The sequence below is a fragment of the Nocardia brevicatena NBRC 12119 genome (genome assembly GCF_000308495.1).
Lineage (GTDB): Bacteria > Actinomycetota > Actinomycetes > Mycobacteriales > Mycobacteriaceae > Nocardia > Nocardia brevicatena.
Genome location: NZ_BAFU01000207.1, coordinates 1 through 4,744, shown reverse-complemented (window position 1 = coordinate 4,744; position 4,744 = coordinate 1). Strand labels below are relative to the sequence as shown.

Genomic DNA, 4,744 nt, shown 5'->3' with positions numbered 1-4,744 from the left:
CTAGTGCTTGCGCACTCCGATAGCCGGCTGTCCCAGCCTTCACGCTCGATACGGATGAGACGCGCGCGGTCAATCTGGAGATCATGGCGAGCTGCCACAAATACGTCTATGAGCATCCGGACAGTGACATTGCCGCGCATATCTCGGTGCCGCATCTTCCTGCGTTCGATCCAGCCGCCGCGGCTACATTCTGGGAATCGGTCATGGTTCCTACGCGATGGCAGGGCGTGACTCCCGCGCCGGGCTGGCCACTGTCGCGCTGGACTTGAGATCAACTACTGGCCGACGCCGCACCACGCGGCGAACCCACGCAAGCTCTCCGTGCTTCGTGCTTCCTGCCGGGCCAGCACGCGAACGGTCTCATGAACCATCGGGTGGTAGCGGGTCTGGATCGGCGCTATCTGCCGGGCCTTGTTCAGCGCGTCCAATGTCTTGGTCCGATCCCCGTGCAGCAGGAATGCCCGACCCAGGTCGATATACAGATGCCCGGCGCGTGACCTCGGTGTGCTCGACGGCACGAGTAGATCCTTGGCCCGCGTGATGGCGCTGGTACCGTCCAGCATTTCCACGGCCAGACCCACCGACCAGATACCGACATTGGTCGGACCGAAGTAGAACACCGGCTCGTGGTAGTCGGCATCCCCGACCCGGGCCGCGGTTTCCCGTGCTTCGTTCAGGTGCGCGTCGGCGGTATCCCGATCCCCGGCCCGAGCGGCCGCAAGCCCCGATTGCAGGTGCAGGCCGCCCCAGCTCACCAGGTTCTCGATATCTCCGCCGCCCAACTCCGATTCCAGTTCGTCCCGGCAGCGCTCTAGGTAGGCCAGCGCGGTATTCCAATCACCGGTTGAGGTGAGGATCAATGCCCTGAAGTATTGCGCCGAGGTCACCCATAGCCGGCTGTCGGTGCCCGCCGCCGCCCATCCCAGTCGCTCGATTGTCACGGTCATCAGGTCGACATAGCCGAGCTTGTGGGCAAGGCCGCGCGCACATAGATACAGCTCGCACAGCAGCCGGAAGACACGCTGCCGGTTGCCACCTTCGGTACTGTGGACCAGCGCGCGAACTTCGGTCATCAGCGCGGGGAGATCCTGCGACATCTGCCGTAGGCTCGACGCCCGGCGTAAGGTGCGCATCCGCTCCACCTCGACGGCAATCGAGTCGAGCGAGCGTGGCGTGAGTCCGGCCGGGGGAATGTCGTAGGCGGCAAGCTCGCTGCGGATCAACGCGATACCGGAGGCCACCTCGGACTCATCGCGGGTGGTCCGCGGATACGGTTGCCCCAGCAACTCGGCCGGGGACACCTTCAATGCCTTGGCCACCGCCGACACGAACGCCGGAGATGCCGGGGCCCGGCCCTGTTCGACGGCACGCACCAGCGACACCGACACGTTCGCCTCGGCCGCGAGACGTGGTTGTGTCCAGCCGGCGAGTTTGCGTTCTTCGGCCACCCGCTGCCCGATGCCGCGGTCCTGGTTGTCGCTCATGTGTTCCCATCCTGGCGTCGCCCCTGACAACAGTGTGACAAAACCTTTGGTAATCCGTGCGATACCTCGGCCCGAATCTGAGATCAGCACTCGGCGCCGGGTTGATTCCCCGACTGCCCCGGCGCCGGGTGCCTTCCAGCAGGGGACAACGACAGGGGCCACACCTTGAGCCATGCCGAACCATCACCGTTGCCGGACCGGACGCCGATGCGTTCTCAGGCGATCGTGACCGCGCTGACCATCTGGGAACTCACCGGCGCCCGGGTGGATGCCGACGTATGCGACGATGCAGTGCTGCTGGAGCGCATCGCCGAGGGGCTGAAGGCGCGCGACTGACCGCTATTACCGAATCCGGTAATAGCGCACCGCTGGTCGATATTTCTATCGATAGAAACAGGGGATCATCACGTGACGAAACCGAAGGCTCTCGGATATCTGCGCAAGGACAAGTCCGGCATCCACCAGCAGTGGGACGAGGCGCAGATACGCAACCTGGCCAAGCGGTTCGGTTATGACCTGTGCAAGACGATCGTGTTCGATGATCTCACCGAGGACCCGATCGGCGAGTTGGTGCATGCGATCGGCCGGGCCGAGGCCGAGGCGCTGTTCATCCCCAGCCTTGAGCATTTCGACGGCATCGTGCCCCGAACCCTGGTGTCGATTGCCGATGTCGTCACCGTGAACCCGGCGTATACCTACGCGCGATGGTCGACCGGGCAGCTACCCGCCGAGGTCGACGGGGCGTGACACATTGTCCGAGTGGACGAAGAGACGCCGGTTCCAAGTTGGACCAAGCGTTCGAGGCCGTCCCGAAGGTCCAAGTTGGACCCTCGGATACTCGCTCGATGAGTACCCCTGGCCGCCCACCTTGCCGGCGTCGACAATCTTGCGGGATCCCGCAAGATTGTAGGTCGGATACTCCGCGGCTCCGGCGGGGTATTTGGGGGATCGCCCGAAAACCTCGCGCCCTGCGTTTCGGTGGCGGCGCCGAGGCTTGAAGAAGTCGGTAAACACCGAACTCAAACGTTCGGCCCGAACTTTCGTCACGAAACTTGACGGGATCCCGTCAGGTTTGAGCCGGAGCGGGGTACGCGAAAGTGCGTACCCCACCTGACCGGCGATTTCCTGCGATCCCAGAAGATCCACCACCTTGCCGGCGTCGACAAAATGACCGGTCACGCCGCTATCGAAGTTCTTCGGCGGTCGCCGGAATCGGGGGGTAAGCGGTGCTGAGGTCATCGTTTATTCAGCGTTTATGAGCGAGATACGTTGAGAAACGTCACAACCTATCGACAAGGGTGCGCGCCGTAACCCACTGGCAGAGAACCACATACGTCAATCATTGAGAAGTGATGGAATGAGCGTCGACATAATCCGTTGGTCGTGAATTCGAGCCCCACCCGCCCCGCAAAACCCCTCCTACCAGCGGAAATGCTGAGAGGGCTGCTGTCGGTTAGTCTGGCTGGTGAAGCCACCGCAGAGCCGCGTCGGCACAGTCCTCGGGGCCGCTGTTGAAGGCTATGGCCGCGTCGGGCGCGTGCTGCCGGACGCGGTTGACCACCTTTTCGAACAATTCGAGCAATGGCTCGTGCGTGCGGATACCACCCCCGATCACCACACAGGCGTAGTCTTTGCGGGTCAGCGCCTCCACGATCACCCCTTCGGGGTTCTCGTCGAGTGCCACCAGGCAATAGTCGGCCTCGATATCAGATTCCTCGAACCGGTCCTGACCGCGTGCTATCGCCGCGAGGACAGGTTCCGGGTCCCAATCATGGAGCTTGGCGGGGTCGACGCCGACCACCAGTACCGGTCCCAGTGTCACGCGTCCTCCTTCTCTCGGAACGTTTCCGTGCCGGCGCGGCTGTTGACGGTAGCGCCCGGCTTCATCGGTATCGTCGAACTACTCCGGTGTGCGCCAGGTCATTCCGATCTTGCCACGCGTGTGGTTTCCCCGGTGCGCTCTCGTCACAGTGACACGATCTTCGCCGGGGTCGCACACGACCGGCCCTCGCCGCCATCCGGGGACCGGACCATCTGCGCTGGGCGGCAACAGTGGGGGATCGGCGGGGATCACCTGAGGCGCGTTATGTGGGTTTGACGTGGAGGGGCCTTCGTGGCAGATGAGCAAGGTGCTGACGCTTGATCATCACCACGAAGGCCAGGGTTCATGCTGCCGGTTGCCGAGTTGTTCGTCCACGTCTACGTCCTCATCGATGACGCCATCAGGGAGGGGGCGGTCGTGATTCCCACTCGACCCGGGCCACGCCCGGCCTGCACCGACGCCGAAGTGCTCACGATCGCGCTGGTGCGACACCTCCTCGGCCGGGGCAGCGAGTCCGGTTTCCTGAGCGAGGTGGCTCGCGAATGGCCCGACCTGTTTCCCCGCCTGCCGCATCACAGCGAGTTCAACCGTCGGGTGCGTTGGCTGTGGGGCGCCTTCGAACAGCTGCGCCACCACCTGATCCAGGACGAGACCCTTGGCAGCAGATCGATACCTCCGCCCTACCGGTGAAACACCCCAGCCGAGTACGCGGCCCGGATACCTGGGTCGGTCCGCACGGGCTGGTGGCACGCTTCGGCCGGGACGCGGCTCACGGCGAGTGGTTCTACGGCTTCCGCCTGGCCATTCGCACCGACCTGGGTACCCGCCTGGTCCGGGCCTGGGGCATCGTGCCCGCCGCCATCGACGAACGCGCCGTGGCCACCGGTCTGCTGCTGGGCACCCCACCGCCGGCCGGCCTGCTGCTCGATCGAGGCTTCCTCGGCCGTGCCTTCGCCGCCGAGCAGGCCGAACGCGGCGCCCAGGTCGTGGTCACGCACGGTAAGAAAGACCGACAACGGCTCAGCAAAGCCCAACGCCGGCCGGTCGCTGCCCTACGTAACCGCATCGAGACCACCTTCGGGGAGATCGCCGAACACCTCGGCCTGGCCCGCCACCGCGCCCGCACCTTCTGGGGACTGCTCACTCGCACCACCGCCACCTCGACAGCACACACCCTCCTCCACCTTCAACCCACATAACGCGCCTGAGGTGCGCTGGTGGTGTTCCGAGGCGGGTTCGAGACAAGGCCGGTCTCACAACGAGGGAGATCCGCTGTGCACGGAGGCCGTCTCATATGGACGGAAGTGATTGTCCCGTATGACGTGACCGCTTCCGTCCACATGAAACGACCTCATAGGAGGCGATCCGGTCGTATCCTCTACGAAGGTAGCTCGAGACGACGGGCGAGGTGGCAGGGTAACGGTGGTCGCGGTTCGAA

General features: G+C 64.3%; 6 protein-coding genes. 4 read left to right on the top strand and 2 right to left on the bottom strand.

Annotated elements, in window-relative coordinates:
• Positions 1-275 precede the first annotated feature (275 nt).
• Positions 276-1,484 carry a helix-turn-helix transcriptional regulator gene (locus ON20_RS26185; protein WP_040839802.1) on the bottom strand — a complete coding sequence of 403 codons (1,209 nt, stop codon included), beginning with the start codon at positions 1,482-1,484 and terminating at the stop codon, positions 276-278.
• Positions 1,485-1,691: 207 nt separating this feature from the next.
• Here ON20_RS26185 and ON20_RS40000 point away from each other — a divergent pair, with 207 nt between their 5' ends.
• Together ON20_RS40000 and ON20_RS26180 are read left to right on the top strand one after the other, a co-directional pair.
• On the top strand, positions 1,692-1,820 hold the full coding sequence (locus ON20_RS40000) for a hypothetical protein (RefSeq protein ID WP_281032908.1): 129 nt from the start codon (positions 1,692-1,694) through the stop codon (positions 1,818-1,820).
• A 72-nt stretch (positions 1,821-1,892) separates the two neighbouring features.
• Positions 1,893-2,231 (top strand): hypothetical protein, encoded by a 339-nt coding sequence (locus ON20_RS26180; RefSeq protein WP_040839799.1) that lies wholly within the window; start codon positions 1,893-1,895, stop codon positions 2,229-2,231.
• Positions 2,232-2,937: 706 nt separating this feature from the next.
• Here the strand turns inward: ON20_RS26180 and ON20_RS26175 are convergent.
• Positions 2,938-3,306 carry a hypothetical protein gene (locus ON20_RS26175; protein WP_040839797.1) on the bottom strand — a complete coding sequence of 123 codons (369 nt, stop codon included), beginning with the start codon at positions 3,304-3,306 and terminating at the stop codon, positions 2,938-2,940.
• Positions 3,307-3,651: 345 nt separating this feature from the next.
• Here ON20_RS26175 and ON20_RS36845 point away from each other — a divergent pair, with 345 nt between their 5' ends.
• On the top strand, positions 3,652-3,996 hold the full coding sequence (locus tag ON20_RS36845; protein ID WP_040839795.1) for a hypothetical protein: 345 nt from the start codon (positions 3,652-3,654) through the stop codon (positions 3,994-3,996).
• On the top strand, positions 3,993-4,505 hold the full coding sequence (locus tag ON20_RS26165; RefSeq protein WP_040839793.1) for a transposase: 513 nt from the start codon (positions 3,993-3,995) through the stop codon (positions 4,503-4,505). The genes ON20_RS36845 and ON20_RS26165 overlap by 4 nt, the downstream gene beginning before the upstream one ends.
• Positions 4,506-4,744: the final 239 nt, after the last annotated feature.